The organism is Acetobacter oryzifermentans (genome assembly GCF_001628715.1).
Lineage (GTDB): Bacteria > Pseudomonadota > Alphaproteobacteria > Acetobacterales > Acetobacteraceae > Acetobacter > Acetobacter oryzifermentans.
This window is the reverse complement of sequence record NZ_CP011120.1, coordinates 1,361,153-1,376,811: the sequence shown is the minus strand read 5'-3', so window position 1 is coordinate 1,376,811 and position 15,659 is coordinate 1,361,153. Positions and strand designations below refer to the sequence as shown.

The 15,659-nt window shown below is 54.1% G+C and carries 13 protein-coding genes; 9 read left to right on the top strand and 4 right to left on the bottom strand.

The window, feature by feature from the left end:
• The first annotated feature begins 66 nt into the window (after nucleotides 1–66).
• The 3 genes from dnaN (at nucleotide 67) to gyrB (ending at nucleotide 4,915) form a co-directional block, all read left to right on the top strand.
• Nucleotides 67–1,191: a DNA polymerase III subunit beta gene (dnaN, locus tag WG31_RS06665; protein ID WP_006115299.1), complete on the top strand. Its 1,125-nt coding sequence runs from the start codon at nucleotides 67–69 to the stop codon at nucleotides 1,189–1,191.
• A 45-nt stretch (nucleotides 1,192–1,236) separates the two neighbouring features.
• A complete protein-coding gene (gene recF, locus WG31_RS06660; protein WP_082823149.1) occupies nucleotides 1,237–2,385 on the top strand; it encodes a DNA replication/repair protein RecF in 1,149 nt (382 codons plus the stop codon).
• A 91-nt stretch (nucleotides 2,386–2,476) separates the two neighbouring features.
• Nucleotides 2,477–4,915 (top strand): DNA topoisomerase (ATP-hydrolyzing) subunit B, encoded by a 2,439-nt coding sequence (gyrB, locus tag WG31_RS06655; protein WP_035351372.1) that lies wholly within the window; start codon nucleotides 2,477–2,479, stop codon nucleotides 4,913–4,915.
• Nucleotides 4,916–5,030: 115 nt separating this feature from the next.
• Here the strand turns inward: gyrB and kdsA are convergent, their stop codons facing one another.
• From kdsA to tpiA, 4 genes are all read right to left on the bottom strand, one after another.
• Nucleotides 5,031–5,864 (bottom strand): 3-deoxy-8-phosphooctulonate synthase, encoded by an 834-nt coding sequence (gene kdsA, locus WG31_RS06650; protein ID WP_063354013.1) that lies wholly within the window; start codon nucleotides 5,862–5,864, stop codon nucleotides 5,031–5,033.
• Nucleotides 5,861–7,495, bottom strand: coding sequence for a CTP synthase (locus tag WG31_RS06645; RefSeq protein ID WP_003625521.1), 1,635 nt, complete (start codon nucleotides 7,493–7,495; stop codon nucleotides 5,861–5,863). The genes kdsA and WG31_RS06645 overlap by 4 nt, the downstream gene beginning before the upstream one ends.
• A gap of 141 nt (nucleotides 7,496–7,636) precedes the next feature.
• Nucleotides 7,637–7,981, bottom strand: coding sequence for a preprotein translocase subunit SecG (gene secG, locus WG31_RS06640; protein WP_006115295.1), 345 nt, complete (start codon nucleotides 7,979–7,981; stop codon nucleotides 7,637–7,639).
• A 21-nt stretch (nucleotides 7,982–8,002) separates the two neighbouring features.
• The gene (tpiA, locus tag WG31_RS06635) at nucleotides 8,003–8,743 is read right to left on the bottom strand and encodes a triose-phosphate isomerase (protein ID WP_063354012.1); all 741 of its coding nucleotides are present in this window, start codon (nucleotides 8,741–8,743) and stop codon (nucleotides 8,003–8,005) included.
• Nucleotides 8,744–8,989: 246 nt separating this feature from the next.
• Here tpiA and WG31_RS06630 point away from each other — a divergent pair, with 246 nt between their 5' ends.
• Genes WG31_RS06630 through moaC form a run of 6 tightly spaced genes read left to right on the top strand, consistent with a single transcriptional unit; the run spans nucleotide 8,990 to nucleotide 15,576 of the window.
• Nucleotides 8,990–10,909: a SurA N-terminal domain-containing protein gene (locus WG31_RS06630; protein WP_063354011.1), complete on the top strand. Its 1,920-nt coding sequence runs from the start codon at nucleotides 8,990–8,992 to the stop codon at nucleotides 10,907–10,909.
• Complete coding sequence (gene trpE / locus WG31_RS06625; protein WP_063354010.1) at nucleotides 10,906–12,447, top strand: anthranilate synthase component I; 1,542 nt, start codon at nucleotides 10,906–10,908, stop codon at nucleotides 12,445–12,447. Before WG31_RS06630 ends, trpE begins: the two co-directional genes overlap by 4 nt.
• A gap of 58 nt (nucleotides 12,448–12,505) precedes the next feature.
• The gene (locus WG31_RS06620) at nucleotides 12,506–13,102 is read left to right on the top strand and encodes an anthranilate synthase component II (protein ID WP_063354009.1); all 597 of its coding nucleotides are present in this window, start codon (nucleotides 12,506–12,508) and stop codon (nucleotides 13,100–13,102) included.
• Nucleotides 13,102–14,214 carry an anthranilate phosphoribosyltransferase gene (gene trpD / locus WG31_RS06615; protein WP_063354008.1) on the top strand — a complete coding sequence of 371 codons (1,113 nt, stop codon included), beginning with the start codon at nucleotides 13,102–13,104 and terminating at the stop codon, nucleotides 14,212–14,214. The genes WG31_RS06620 and trpD overlap by 1 nt, the downstream gene beginning before the upstream one ends.
• Nucleotides 14,215–14,231: 17 nt before the next feature.
• Nucleotides 14,232–15,098 carry an indole-3-glycerol phosphate synthase TrpC gene (gene trpC / locus WG31_RS06610; RefSeq protein ID WP_006115289.1) on the top strand — a complete coding sequence of 289 codons (867 nt, stop codon included), beginning with the start codon at nucleotides 14,232–14,234 and terminating at the stop codon, nucleotides 15,096–15,098.
• A 1-nt stretch (nucleotide 15,099) separates the two neighbouring features.
• Nucleotides 15,100–15,576 (top strand): cyclic pyranopterin monophosphate synthase MoaC, encoded by a 477-nt coding sequence (gene moaC, locus WG31_RS06605; protein WP_003625539.1) that lies wholly within the window; start codon nucleotides 15,100–15,102, stop codon nucleotides 15,574–15,576.
• Nucleotides 15,577–15,659 lie beyond the last annotated feature (83 nt).

Here is a 15,659-nt window from a genome sequence, read left to right as displayed (position 1 = left end):
TTCGAGGTGGAAAAAGCAGGTGCTTCTTGCCAAACAGAGGCCCTGTCTTGCAGGAAAGAGGGTTAGATGAAGTTTTCGGCGGAACGTGCAACACTGCTTAAGGCGTTGGCCCATATCCAGAGTGTTGCAGAAAAGCGTAACACCATACCCATTCTAGCCAATGTTCTTATTCAGGCTGCTAATGGACAGCTCAGCCTGAAAGCCACGGACATGGAAATTGAAGTGGTTGAAGGTGTTCCCGCCAACATCACGCGGGAAGGGGCGACAACTGCACCTGCATCTGTTTTGTACGAAATCGTGCGCAAGCTGCCCGATGGTGTGGATGTAGAGCTGGATCAGGCCGATAGTGAAGGCCCACTTCTGCTGCGTGCGGGCCGCTATGCTACCCGTCTGAACGTGCTGAGTGTGGATGACTTTCCATCCATGGGGGCAGGAGATTTCCCATATCGCTTCAAACTGCCCGCAACAACACTGCACTCTCTCATAGACCGCACACGTTTTGCCATTTCAACCGAAGAAACCCGTTATTACCTCAACGGTATCTTCCTGCATGGCACAGAAGTAGATGGCGAACCCAAGCTACGCGCTGTGGCTACAGATGGGCACCGCCTAGCCCGTGTGGAAGCCGATCTACCATCTGGCGCCGCCGGAATGCCGGGGGTTATTGTCCCACGCAAAACCGTGGCCGAAGTGCGCAAGCTGATTGATGAAGCGCCAGAAGAAGTGGAAATCGCACTTTCTGAAACGCGTATTCAGTTCACGGCAGGCCCCGTTACACTTACATCTAAGCTGATTGATGGCACGTTCCCTGAATACGAACGGGTGATCCCACGCAACAACACACGCATCCTGCGGGTTGGCAAAAAAGATTTTGCAGATGCCGTGGCACGTGTTGCCGCCATTAGTCAGGAACGTTCTCGCCCGGTAAAGCTCACGCTCGAACCCGGTCTGCTTACTCTGTCTGCCAGCAGCACAGAGCAGGGCATGGCTAAGGAAGAGCTGGATGACAACCGCATTTCCTACGATGCAGAAGGGTTGGAAATCGGTTTTCAGGCACGCTACCTTAACGACATCACAGATCAGGTAGAAAAAGAGGTGGAATTTGCGTTTGCAGATAGCGCATCCCCCACCATTGTGCGCGATGTGGATAGCCCATCTGCACTCTATGTTCTCATGCCGATGCGCGTGTGATCCGCTTTTTTGCTTTAACACTTACGGCCTGCCTCCGTTGCCCAAATGCAGGCAGGCCAACAGAAGCAGCGTGGCATGCCCCGGCTTCTTAAACTTACGCTTTCCAATTTTCGCAATTACGAACGGCTTGTATGGTCCCCCAATGCAAGCCTATTGGTGCTGACAGGCGAAAACGGCAGCGGCAAAACTAATCTGCTGGAAGCAGTTTCTCTTCTCTCGCCCGGTAGAGGACTGCGCGCGGCACCTCTTACACAATTTGGCCGAATGGGCGTGATCAACTGGGGCGTTTCTGCGCGTATTGAAACGAAAGATGAGTTTCTTGAACTCGGCACCGGCACGCAAGGCGGGCAGGAGAGGCCGCGCCGCGTTTTTTTGCTCAACGGTCGGCAAATTCGGGGGCAAGAAGCGTGGGAAGATACTCTTGCTACTGTGTGGATTACCCCACAGATGGATCGGTTATTTAGTGAGGGCGCATCCGGTAGGCGGCGCTTTCTAGATCGCCTGGTTATGGCGGTAACACCGCACCATGCGCGGGAACTAGCCGCATATGATCGTGCCATGACGCAACGCAATCGCCTGCTGCAAACACGCTTTTCCGAACACTCATGGCTATCTGGATTAGAAGCCTCCATGGCGCGTCATGCTGTGGCTGTTGCTGCGGCTCGGCAGGAAACCGTGCGCCAGATTTGCCATTATGCCCAAAATGGTCTGGGCGCTTTTCCTGCTGCCATTGCGACACTGCAATGCGCTATTGCCCAGAAACTGGAAACATCTCCAGCGCTGACCGTAGAAGATTGGCTATGTGCAAAACTTGCCGAGTTGCGAGAAGATGATGCCGCACGTGGGCGCGCCACATTTGGCACACATCGCAGTGATTTTTTGCTGGAAGATCTCTCGTCCAGACAACCGGCAGCACTCGCCAGCACTGGCCAGCAGAAATCCTTGCTTATTGGCATTGTGCTGGCACACGCGCGGCTTGTAACCGACTACCGCGGGCAGCCCCCGATTTTGCTATTGGATGAACCTTTAGTGCATCTGGACGCTGCGCGCCGGGCCTCATTGCTGGAAATTGTGCAGGATTTTCGCACAACTGTGCTGCTTACCGGCACAGATCAGGCACCTTTTGCCCCACTTAAGCATAGCGCTCAGTTCGAAACCCTGAAAAACGGTGCTTTTTTGCCATCTGGGCCATAAAACATACGGCTCAATCTGGCCCCAGAGGCTTGATCAGGGTATAAGAATAAAAGGTTTTTTTGTTCTTTCCTGTACGGAGCGTACCGTTCTTATGACCGACCTCTCTCAGCCCACGCCATCTGCCGTTTCCGAAGAGTATGATGCCGCGTCGATCTCTGTGCTGAAGGGGCTGGATGCTGTCCGTAAACGGCCCGGCATGTACATTGGTGATACGGACGATGGCTCTGGCTTACACCACATGGCGTTTGAAATTATTGATAACGCAGTGGATGAGGCTCAGGCCGGTTTTGCATCGCGCTGCATTGTCACTTTTAATGCAGATGGCAGCGTAAGCGTACGCGACAACGGGCGTGGCATTCCTACAGACATGCATACAGAAGAGGGTATTAGCGCCGCCGAAGTGGTGCTGACCCGCCTGCATGCTGGCGGCAAGTTCAACCAGAATTCCTACAAGGTTTCTGGCGGCCTGCACGGGGTGGGCGCTGCTGTGGTGAATGCACTTTCTGAGTGGATGGAAGTGCGCATCTGGCGTAACGGACAGGAACACTTCATTCGCTTCCAACATGGTGAACGCGATGCCCCGTTGGAAGTGGTTGGCCCATCTTCCGAACCATCAGGCACGGAAGTAACCTTTAAACCCAGCAGTGAAACATTCCCCAAAACGGATTTTGATTTCACTATTCTGGAGCGCCGCCTGCGTGAGCTGGCCTTCCTGAACTCCGGGCTAGAAATTGTGCTGCGCGATGCACGTGTTACCCCTATGCGGGAAGAAAAATTCTTTTACGAAGGTGGGCTAGAAGCTTTTGTAGATTGGTTGGATAGGTCTCGCACCTCGCTGTTTGCTCCACCCATTACTGGTAGCCTAGAAAATCCGGATAACGGCATTAAGGTCGAGTTCGCGCTCACATGGAATGATAGCTTCCATGAAACTATGCTGTGCTTCACCAACAACATTCCGCAGCGCGATGGCGGAGCGCATCTGGCAGGCTTCCGTCAGGCACTTACCCGTGTTGTTGGCAAATATGCCGAAAGCATTGCCAAAAAAGATGCGCTTTCCCTGCAAGGGGAAGATATGCGGGAAGGGCTGACGGCTGTTCTGTCCGTTAAGGTGCCAGACCCCAAGTTCTCTTCCCAAACCAAGGACAAGCTGGTTTCGTCCGAAGTGCAGCCCGTTGTGCATGCTGCTGCGGCAGACATCATCAGCCACTGGTTTGAAACACACCCCAAAGAGGCAAAAATTGTTGTCTCTAAGGTGCTGGATGCCGCCTCTGCGCGTGAAGCCGCCCGTAAGGCGCGTGAGCTTACACGCCGCAAAGGGGTTCTGGATGTTTCATCACTGCCCGGCAAACTGGCAGACTGCCAGGCGCGAGACCCAGCCAAAGCTGAACTGTTTATTGTGGAGGGTGATTCCGCAGGCGGCACCGCCAAACAGGGGCGTGATAGGCGCTTCCAAGCTATTCTGCCTCTAAAAGGCAAGATCCTGAACGTAGAACGCGCGCGGTTTGACCGCATGCTAGGCTCTGCTGAAATTGGCACGCTCATTACGGCTCTTGGCACTGGTATTGGCCGTGGCGAGCCAGAGCAGGGTGGTTTCTCTATTGAAAAACTGCGTTACCACCGCATTGTCATTATGACTGACGCTGACGTGGACGGATCTCATATCCGTACACTGCTGCTGACCTTCTTCTTCCGCCAAATGCCAGAACTGATCGAACGCGGTTATCTGTATATTGCCCAGCCGCCGCTTTACCGTGCCAAACGCGGGAATGAAGAAACATACCTGAAAGACGATGCCGCACTTGAGCAATATCTGCTCAACAAGGCCCTGAACAACGCTAGCTTTGTTTACACGGACAAACGCGTTGTAAGTGCTGAGGAGCTGGCAGCAGATCTTCCGTTCATTCGGCAGGCAGCGCAGGCGATTAACCGCCTTTCCAACCGCATTCCTTCTTGGATTATCGAACAGGTTGCCTTGGCTGGCGCGCTAACAACAGATATTGAACTGCTCCAGCAACGAATGCCAGCACTTCAGCAGCGCCTTGATGCGGCATCTGCTGAAAATGAAAAAAGCTGGAAAGCCGTTGCGAGTGCAGATGGTGTAGAGCTGGCCCGTAATGTGCGTGGGGTAGGGGAAGTGTACCGCATTGACCCAACCATGCTGGCCAGCAACGATGCCCGCTGGCTGACCATGCAGGCAAACCGCCTGCAAAAAGACTTTGCAGAAGGCGTGGCGCTGAAAAACGATACCACCGAACACCAACTGAGTGGCCCGGCTGATCTTTATACCCGACTGCTGGCACAGGGCCGCCGTGGGCTGACAATTAACCGCTTTAAAGGTCTGGGCGAAATGAATGACGCTCAGCTTTGGGAAACCACGCTGGATCCGGCTATGCGCACGCTGCTGCAGGTACGCGTAGGCGATGTGGAAGAAGCTGGCGATGTGTTTACCACCCTGATGGGGGATATTGTTGAACCCCGGCGTGATTTCATTGTCGGCAACGCACTTAAAGTTGCCAATCTGGACGTCTAACCCTGCACAAAGGGGGAGAATTTACCTCTCTCCCTCCTTGGGACTATAAAAAAGCCGCAGCCTGAAAAATCAGGTTGCGGCTTTTTTGTTAGCAAGAATACTGGCTTCGCCCAGTTTACCCTTTAATCAGAGCATCAATCTTCTTGAACTGCTCCAGCAAGGCTGGCAGGCTTTTTATAGGTAACATGTTGGGGCCATCGCTGGGCGCTTGGTCTGGGTTCTCATGCGTTTCAATAAACAGAGATGCCACACCAATTGCCAAAGCAGCACGAGAGAGCACAGGGGCAAACTCACGCTGGCCACCAGATGCACCACCTAAGCCACCCGGTTGCTGTACGGAATGCGTGGCATCAAACACAACGGGGTAGCCAGTCTGGGCCATAATAGGCAGGCCACGCATATCATTTACCAGCGTATTATAACCAAAGCTGGTACCACGCTCACACAGCATGATGCGATTATTGCCCGTAGAAGCAATTTTGGCCGCAACGTGCTTCATATCCCACGGGGCAAGAAACTGGCCTTTTTTCACATTCACCGCAGCTCCCGTTTTACCGGCTGCCAATAACAGATCTGTCTGGCGGCACAGAAAAGCCGGGATTTGCAGCACATCCACAGCTTCTGCAACCGGAGCGCACTGTTCTGGCGCATGCACGTCTGTTAGCACCGGAATATCCAGCGTATTCCGCACGTTAGCCAGAATATCCAGCCCTTCGGCCATGCCAATACCACGCGCACTGGAAATGCTGGTGCGGTTGGCTTTATCGAACGAGCTTTTATAGATCAGCCCAACACCAGCCTTCTGGCAGATTTCATTCAAAGCCGTGGCTGTTTCCATTGCATGTGCAGCGGATTCAATCTGGCACGGCCCGGCAATCAGCACAAATGGCTGATCATTACCGATGTACAAAGAACCAAGCTGAAAATCCGAACCCAATGCCTGCATCATGCTTTTTTAGCCTTTTCCAGCGCAGCCCCCACAAACCCGGCGAACAGCGGATGCGGTGCAAACGGCCGAGACTTGAGTTCCGGGTGATACTGCACAGCAATGAACCACGGATGATCTGGATATTCCACCACTTCTGGCAAGATGCCATCTGGTGAAAGGCCAGAAAACTTCATCCCGGCTTTTTCAAGCTGATCCTTGTAATGGATATTCACTTCATACCGATGGCGATGCCGCTCACGAATGGACGTTGCGTTATACACTTCTGCCGCGCGGGAGCCTTCAATCAGCTTGGCTGGGTAAGCGCCAAGGCGCATGGTGCCGCCCAGTTCTCCACCTTCGCTCCTGCGCAGGCGTTCGTTACCGCGTGCCCATTCGGTCATCAGACCCACCAATGGCTCTTCCGTATAGCCAAATTCGGTAGAAGATGCGTTGGGTAGGTCAGCCAGATTACGGGCACATTCAATAACCGCCATCTGCATGCCAAAGCATATTCCAAGGAACGGAATACCTTTTTCACGCGCAAAGCGAATGGCCTCAATCTTGCCCTGAGATCCACGCTCACCAAATCCACCGGGCACCAGAATGGCATCTACATCGCCCAGTTTAGCTTCCAGTGATGCCGGGTCTTTTTCAAAAACTTCGGCATCCACCCAATCCAGAACAACCTTGGTACGGTGGGCAATGCCACCATGCAGCAGAGCTTCGTTCAGAGATTTGTAGCTATCCAGCAGGGCTGTGTATTTACCAACCACTGCAATGCGCACCTCGTTATCGGGGTGGCGGATGGCATCTACAATTTTTTCCCACCCTGTCAGATCAGGTTCTTCAGCGTGGGGCAGGCCGAAGTAACGCAGCACTTCGGTATCCATGCCTTCTGCATGGTAGGAAAGAGGGCAGGAGTAAATGGTATCTACATCCCGCGCGGCAATAACGGCTTCGGGGCGCACATTGCAGAAATTGGCAATCTTGCGCCGCTCTGTTGGCGGAATAGGGCGATCACAGCGGCACAGCAAAATTTGTGGCTGAATACCCACATTCTGCAATTCCTTAACGGAATGCTGGGTCGGCTTGGTTTTCAGCTCACCCGCAGAAGGTATCCACGGAAGCAACGTAAGGTGCACAACCATGGTCTGATCCGGGCCCAGATCATTACGCAGCTGGCGGATAGCTTCCAGAAATGGCAGGCTTTCAATATCGCCAACTGTGCCGCCAATTTCCACCAACACAAAGTCCAGATCATCCGTATTAGCAACGACAATGTCTTTAATGGCATCCGTAATATGCGGGATAACCTGCACGGTTGCGCCCAGATAATCACCACGCCGTTCACGGGCGATAACATCTGAATAAATTTTGCCTGTTGTGGTGTTGTCTTCCTTAGAAGCATTTACCCCCGTGAAGCGTTCATAATGGCCCAGATCAAGGTCTGTCTCGGCGCCATCCTCGGTCACAAACACTTCCCCATGCTGGTAGGGGCTCATGGTGCCGGGATCAACGTTCAGGTAGGGATCAAGCTTGCGTAGGCGCACTTTGTAGCCACGCGTCTGCAACAGGGCAGCAAGGGCAGCAGATGCAATGCCTTTGCCAAGAGAGGATACCACACCACCGGTGATAAAAACAAAGCGGGTCATGAGCAGACTTCCTACACGGACAAGGCCGGGCGGGTAAAGATGGACAAACGCAAACTACCGCATGCCACAGGACATGCGGAGCTGAAGGGATGAAAGGGCTCTCTCCTCACACATAGCGGAAAGGAGAGAGAAACCTGCATTTTACGGATGCGCCGGAGTAGCTGGCTGCGGAGCAGGAGCTGTTGTTGCCGGAGCAGCAGGTGCGGGCGCTGTGGCTGCCGGGGGCTGGGCCAGAATATCATGCCCTTCACCCGTAACGGAGCCTTTGTAAAGCATGGCTAACAACAGGGAAAGCAGCATGAACACACCAGCCAGCACAGCCGTTGTGCGCGTAAGCAGGTTGGCTGTTCCGCGGCCGGACATGAACGCACCCATGCCCTGGCTGCTGCCAATTCCAAGGCCACCGCCTTCACTCCGCTGAATTAGCACAACGCCAATCAGGGCTATGGTCACACAGAAATGCAGGATCAGCAGGGCTGTGGTCATGTCAGATTCCAGAACAGCAAATCAGGCAGCAGATGCTGCGCTGACGATGGAAAGAAACGCGTCCGCCTTAAGGCTGGCACCGCCAACAAGCGCACCCGCCACTTCAGGAATGGGCAGGATGGTGGCCGCATTCCCGGCGTTTACGGACCCTCCATACAGGATTTTGATGACTTTTCCAGCCTCTCCAAACTGCCGCACCAATTCTTCACGCAGGAATTTCATGGTTTCGGCAATCTGATCAGTGGTGGCGGCAAGGCCTGTGCCAATCGCCCAGATAGGCTCATATGCCAAAATACCATTAAACCCATCGGGCAAAGAGCCCTTGATCTGCCAACCCAGCGCATCAAAGTGCTCACCAGTTTCGCGCTGATCTTCGGTTTCACCAATACAGACAATCGGGGTCAGCCCGGCTTTGGCGGCAGCCATGGCTTTTTCACGCACGGTTTCATCCAGCTCACCATGTTCCTGACGGCGTTCTGAATGACCCAAAACAACATAGGACACGCCCAGATCAGCCAGCATGGGGGCAGAAATATCACCCGTATGCGCGCCAGAAACATCCTGATGGCAATCTTGCGCGCCCAATTTTACCGGTGTGGGCTTTAACGCATCTGTCAGCAGCCCAAGCTGGGTAAAGGGCGGGCACACCACCACATCCGCGCTGTTGGCGGGCAAGCCGCTGGTAATAGCCTTGACGAGTTCCTGCGAATCACGGCTTAGGCCATTCATTTTCCAGTTGCCGACAATAATCTGTCTGGTCATGTCCTGCTCCTTGCCTATAGCGCGCCATGCCAGCGGGCACGTGCGTTTATAATATGGTTCTTACATGAAGGCTAAACCATAGACGCCCCCCTTGGGGCAAGAGAGCAGGCGCCTTAATTCTTGCCTGTCTGGCGTGCAGGAGCGGTTATGTCTGGTCAAGCACCGCAGCTACCCTTATGGTGCCGCGCCTGTGCATACCCTTTGTGGTATGATGTTTTTTAAGCATAGCTGTGGATCCATCGGGTCATGATTTCCTATCTACGTCGCGTTTTTGTTGAGTCCTGGCTGGGCCGGGTGACTGCAATTGTCATTTTTCTGGCCTTTGTCGGCTGGGGAATAGGCGATGTTATGGGCTATATGGGGGAAGAAACGGATGTTGTTGCCAAAGTGGGGCAACAGCAGGTTTCTTCCGATGATCTGGCCACAGCCCTGCAATCTGAACTGCCAACAATTGCCCGCCAGATGGGGGTATCAGACCCATCGCAAATTCCTTTGGCCATGCAGCGGCAGGTTGCCTACCAGATTCTGCACCGCCTGATTGGGCAAGCAGAGCTACTGAATACCGCACAGAAGTTAAAAGTGGCAGTGCCTGATTCGGCCGTACGGGATGAAGTATTCTCGCTTCCTTATTTCAAAGGCGCGAATGGCCAGTTTGATCGCGCCAGCTTCAATCAGAAACTGCATGACCGCGGGCTAACCGAGCAACGCTTTTTGGACATGGTGCGGAATGATCTGACCACACGCACCATTCTACAACCCTTGGCGCAGGCGGGCAGCGTTTCCGACACAATGCTCCAGCGCTTTCTAACCTACGGTGCAAAAACGCGCGTGGTGGATTTTGTGAGCATTCCGTTTGCTGCGCAGCCCACCCCCAAAACACCAGATGATGCCGTATTGCAGCGCTATTACAACAACCATCCGTGGATGTTCCGTACGCCGGAACTGCGCCATGCCAAGATTGTGGTGCTTTCCCCACAAACAGTGGCAGACAGCATCACCATGGATGAAGCCGATATCAAGCGCATCTATGATGAGCAGAAATCTCGCTACAACGTACCAGAAACGCGCGATATCCAGCTTATAACCCTGCAAGATCAGGCACAGGCAACCGCCATTGCAAACGCGTGGAAAGTAGGTGGAAACTGGCAGGCTATCCAGAACAGCGCAAAAGATGCGGCTGCGGTAGAAATGCCAAATGCTCGCCCGTCCACAATTCCTTCTGCTACTCTACGGCAGGCTGTTTTCCATGCTCCAGAAGGTCAGGTCAGCGATCCGCTTAAAACCGAAGGTGGATGGGCTGTTTTTCGTGTTACCAAAATAACAGCTCCGCACACCACGCCGTATGAAGATGCAAAAAAAGACATCCTCTCGCAGTATCGGGCTGCTGTTGCGCCATCTGTTGCAGGTGAGCGCAAGCGCAAGCTGCAAGATGCGCTTGCAGGCCAAGGGCTAGATGCCATTCCGGCAGATCTGGGTGCGGTTGCTGCGGCAGGCACACTGGATGCGCAAGGCATGACGGCTGATAAAGAACCCGCACCGTTGCCAGCATCCGGCAAGCTGCGTGAAGCCATTATCCACCAGATTTTCACCCAAAAACCCGGCGCACGTGCAACGCTTGTGGATGGGCCGGACAACAGCAGCTTTGCTGTGGAAGTGGATACCGCTACACCCGCAGCCCCTCGTACATTTGCGCAAGCACAAACAGATGTTTTGGCCGCATGGCAGGATGAAGCACGCAAGCATGCAGCAAATGAGCAGGCAACAACCCTGTATCTGGCAGCCAAAAACAAGCAGGCTTTAGGCACAGTAAACGTATCAGATGCACAACTTACGCGGGATGCAGCTTTCTCTTTCGCCAAGCCCAACAAAAATATTCCGGCAGCACTCATGGATTATCTGCCACGCATGCAGCCGGGGCAGGCGGTTATGACAGAAGATGACGGCCACTTCCTTGTGGCAGTTGTCACAAAGCTGTTCGTGCCCAACCCACCAGCCCCAGCCGACGGCGTACAGCGCCTGAAAGACTCTCTGGCACAGGCAGATAGTGATGATCTGGTTGCCAGTTATGTGGAGGCATTAAGCAAGCGCACACCGCCCCATATTAACGAACGCGCTGTTATGGCCACACTATCTGCCGCCGGATTTGGAGGAGAAGCCACGCCATGAGCATTACCGCACGCATTGCGCCTTCACCCTCTCGCCAGCAGTGTGAAGCCGCTTGGGCGCAAGGCCAGCCTTCTGTTGTGTTTTCTGTAGAAGCAGCAGATTTGCTGACACCTGTTTCAGCCTACCTGCGCCTTGCGCGCTTTGATGGTGGCACCGGCAAAAACACGTTGTTGCTGGAAAGTGTGGAAGGTGGCACATCGCGCGGGCGGTATTCTGTTATTGCCCTCAAGCCAGATATTATCTGGACCTGCCATAACGGGCAGATCACGCTGAATGAAAGCCCGGAAAACCCGGATATTGCACCGCGTATTCTTACAGAAAAGCCATTGGAAAGCCTGCGCGCCCTGATCCATGCCACGCGCATGGAGCTGCCCGAAGGCGTTCCTCCAATGGTTGCGGGTCTGTTTGGATATTTGGGCTATGACATGGTGCGCCAGATGGAGCATCTGCCAGATGCGCCACCGGATGATCTGAACCTGCCTGAATCTATTCTCATGCGCCCCGGTCTTTTTGCTGTGTTTGACACGGTAAGCGATGAGCTGATTCTGGCCGCGCCTGTTCGCCCACAAAAAGATGAAACCGCAGCACAGGCTTGGGATAAAGCGCAAGATCTGCTGCGCCGTGCGCGCGAATGCCTGTCAGGAGCGCTGCCGCCTTTACCAAAACAGACAGAAAACCTGCCAGAACCGGCTGAACCGCGTTCCTCCTTCAGTAAGGATGAGTTCTGTCAGGCCGTTGAGCGTATTCAGGATTATATTGCGGCTGGCGATGCCTTTCAGGTTGTCCCCAGCCAGCGTTTTTCTACGCCGTTTCCGCTTCCATCTCTGGCGCTGTACCGTACGCTACGGCGTATTAATCCAGCGCCATTTCTGTTCCATCTGGATTTTGGTGATTTCTCACTTGTTGGGTCCTCGCCCGAAATTCTGGTACGCTTGCAGGATGGTACCATGACGGTACGCCCGCTTGCTGGCACACGCCCGCGCGGCAAAACGGCGGAAGAAGACCTGCGGCTTGAAAAAGATCTTCTGGCCGACCAGAAAGAACTGGCCGAGCATCTGATGCTGATAGACCTTGGCCGTAATGATGTGGGCCGTGTGAGTATTCCCGGCACGGTGAAAGTGACAGAACGATTCGTGATTGAGCGTTTCAGCCACGTCATGCACATTTCTTCCAACGTGCAAGGCACACTCAAGCCGGAACTGGAAGCGCTGGATGCCCTTGTGGCCGCTTTTCCCGCAGGCACACTAACAGGTGCGCCCAAAATCCGCGCCATGGAAATTATTGATGAAGTAGAACGCACCCGCCGCGCCACCTACGCCGGGTGCATTGGCTATTTTGGCGCTGGCGGCAACATGGATACGTGCATTGGGCTGCGCATGGCCGTTGTAAAAGACGGGCAAATGCATGTGCAAGCTGGCTGCGGCGTAGTGGCAGACAGTGTGCCAGAAACAGAATATGAAGAAACACGCCATAAAGCCCGCGCCGTATTTCGCGCCGCAGAAGCCGCGTTGGAACAGGCAAGGGCAGGGCGTTCTTAATGTCGTTTCTGTTCCATTCTTATTTGACCCCAACAGTACATAAGGTCATCATTCGGCCATGATCCTTCTGATCGACAATTATGATAGCTTCACCTTCAACCTTGTTCACTATCTGGGTGAACTGGGGGCACAGTGTGATGTCCGCCGCAATGATGCCCTGAGCGTAAAAGATGCACTGGCCCTCAAGCCGGATGTCATTGTGCTTTCTCCCGGCCCATGTTCCCCCAATGAAGCCGGTATCTGCTGTGATCTGATATCTGCCGCAGCCGGTAAGGTGCCTGTTTTTGGCGTATGTCTGGGGCATCAAGCTATCGGGCAGGTGTTTGGTGCACAGGTGGTGCGTGCCCCTACGCCCATGCACGGCAAGGTGAGCCCCGTTTTCCACAACGGGCAGGATGTTTTTGCGGGCCTACCCAACCCGTTTAATGCCACGCGCTATCATAGCCTTACGCTTGAACCTGCCAGTATTCCGGATGCTCTGGAAGTTACGGCATGGACGGAAGATGGTGTTATTATGGGTGTGCGCCACCGGCAGTATCCCATTTCGGGCGTGCAGTTCCATCCGGAAAGCATTGCCTCCGAATATGGCCATGATCTGATGAAAAACTTTCTTTCCATCGCATCTGCCTGGAAAGAAAAACAGGCCGTTGCCTGATGTCCGCTCCCCTTCATGGCGCTGCATCTCAAGTAGCAGGTGAGCAGTTTTTTTCTACCATTCTGGCACGTGTTGCAGACGGGCAAACACTAAGCGCAGCCGAAGCCGAAGCTGCTTTTGGCGTTATTATGGATGGCCTGATTGCGCCAGAACGCATTGCGGCTTTTCTTATGGCTTTGCGCGTGCGTGGTGAAACGCAGGATGAATTGCTTGGTGGTGTAACGGCTTTACGGGCCCGCATGCACACTGTGCCCGCCATGCCTGCCAATACGATAGACGTATGCGGCACGGGCGGAGACAATTACGGCACGTTGAATGTATCCACCGCTGTTGCCTTTGTGCTGAGTGCGCTTGGTGTGCCCGTTGCCAAACACGGTAACAGGGCTATTTCTTCTCGCTCTGGCGCTTCCGATGTGCTGGCTGCGCTAAGTGTTCCACTTTCTGCACAAGCCGAGGTTCTGGCGGAGCAGATGCAGGTACACCGGGTCATTTTCCTATCTGCTCCGCACCACCATCCCGCTATGCGTTTTGCTGCTCCGATACGCAAAGCCTTAAGCGTGCGTACGCTGTTTAACCTCATGGGGCCCTTGGTAAACCCGGCAGGTGTTAAACGGCAGCTTGTGGGCGTTTTTTCACCCGCATGGCTGGAGCCCATGGTCAATGTGCTCAAAAATCTTGGCTCCCAGAAGGTCTGGGCCGCATGCGGCCTACCATCAGACGGGCAGGGCGGCATTGATGAAATTACGCTGGCAGGCCCTACACAGGTTGTAGCGCTGGAAAATGATGCCATCTGCTCGTTTTCTATTACGCCAGAAATGGCTGGCCTTGCCTATGCTCCGGTCAGCTCCATATTGGGGGGAGATGCCCAATACAATGCGCAAGCTCTAGAAGCTTTGCTGCATGGTGCATCAGGAGCATATCGTGATACAGTTGTTTTAAACGCCGCCTGCGCACTTCACGTGGCAGGGCGGGTAACACTCCTGCGGGACGGACGCATTGATCCGCAGGCCTTGCGGGAAAGTGTGGCTTTGGCCGCACGCCCACTGGATGATGGCACGGCTTTGGCAGTGCTAAACGGTTTGCGCGCTTCCAACCCGGATGCACGCGCCTGAGACATGACAGGATAATCATGACCGATACACCACTCGCGTCCTCGGCAGCTTCTGCTTCGGACACTCTTGCCAGCAAGATTGACGAACTGCCGGATGTTCTCTCCCGCATCTGCGCACGCACCAAGCTGGAAGTTGAACATCGCTCCACCCTGATGTCCCTTAAGGAAATCACAGCCAAAGCGCAGGAAACCAAAGAGGCTCCACGCGGGTTTGGTCGGGCGCTGAAGGAAAAAGCTGCTGATCGCGCAGTTGGCCTGATTGCAGAAATCAAGAAGGCTTCTCCTTCCGCTGGTATCCTGCGCGAAACGTATAATCCGGCAGAAATTGCCGCAGAATATGAGCAAGCAGGGGCAGCCTGTATTTCTGTGCTAACGGAAAGCTCCTGTTTTCATGGTGATAATGAAGATCTGGGCAAGGCGCGGGCTGCGTGTTCCCTTCCTGTTCTGCGCAAGGATTTTATTCTTGATCCGTGGCAGGTTTATGAAAGCCGCATGATCGGGGCAGATTGCATTCTGCTCATTATGTCTATCCTGTCTGATGAAATGGCGCTGGAACTGGTTGACCACGCCAAAGGGCTAGACATGGATGTGCTGGTGGAAGTGCATGATGAGGAAGAACTGAACCGCGCCCTTGCGCTGGATACCTTCTTGATCGGTATCAACAACCGTAACCTCAAAACGCTTCAGACCAGCTTGGATACCACGCGGGAACTTTCTCCTCTGGTGCCGCCAGATCGGATTATTGTGTCTGAAAGTGGCATCAAAACGCATGAAGATATCGTGCAGCTTTCCGGCATTGGCGTAACGGGCTTTCTGGTAGGTGAATCCCTGCTGCGAGATCCGCATCCCGGTGATGCTGCCAAAAAACTGCTGGGGCTGGCCTAACGTGCCCTCTCCAGCACTCACACATCTGGATGCAGCCGGGCATGCGCATATGGTGGATGTTTCCGCTAAAGCTGCCACGCGCCGCAAGGCTGTGGCCACCGGGGCTATTATTATGCAGCCCCAAACGCTGGAAATGATCCTTTCAGGCGCAGCCCCAAAAGGTGATGTTCTGGCAACGGCTCGCATTGCTGGCATTATGGCTGCAAAAAAAACAGCAGATATTATCCCGCTCTGTCACCCGCTTAGCCTAAGCAGTGTAACTGTGGATCTGGCTCCGAATGATAACAGGATCGAGATTACCGCAACTGTTACAACAACTGGCGCAACCGGGGTGGAAATGGAAGCGTTAACCGCCGTGTCTGCTGCGGCCCTTACACTGTACGACATGTGCAAAGCAGTTGACCGTGGCATGCAGATAGAAAATATAAAGCTCCTTCATAAAAGTGGGGGACGCTCAGGAGACTACAACGCTGCATAATAAAACACGCGAAACAGCAGGCAGTTTTACTGGAGCTTTAGAAACCATCTGAAGGCCCGGAAACGGATGCCGCTGTTGCGCAC